This is a genomic window from Oleiphilus sp. HI0079, from assembly GCF_001635105.1.
The window spans coordinates 1-357 of the sequence record NZ_LWFT01000984.1; the positions used below are offsets into that span (position 1 = coordinate 1).

A 357-nucleotide genomic window follows, 5' to 3' on the forward strand; every position below is an offset into this window, starting at 1 on the left:
GTTCTGTTTAATCGCTTTCACACATGTTTTTACCGCGTCCTCATCTCGGATATCGCACGCATGTGCCTCGGCTGAGCCGCCGTCTTCTTCAATTTCTGCTTTCACGGCTTCGAGCTTTTCGATCTTTCTGCCAACGAGGGCGACATGGGCGCCGAGGCTTGCCAGCTCATGTGCGGTGCAGCGACCAATGCCACTTCCACCGCCTGTGACGATGATGGTTTTGCCTTCAAAAAGACCTTCTTTCAAAACTGACTGATAACCAGACATTCTTTCTTGTCCTCATTACTTCAAATGCGTTTGATCTAGCGACAAAGTTCACCGGCTAGCTTGGCAGAGATTGGAATCGGGAACTCAAGC

The 357-nt window shown here is 50.1% G+C and carries 1 protein-coding gene; it reads right to left on the bottom strand.

Features of this window, described 5'->3' with window-relative positions; all coding sequences use genetic code 11:
• Positions 1 to 267, bottom strand: a 267-nt coding sequence (locus A3750_RS18005; protein WP_156498703.1) for an SDR family NAD(P)-dependent oxidoreductase, incomplete at its 3' end; no start/stop codon positions are given.
• Positions 268 to 357: the final 90 nt, after the last annotated feature.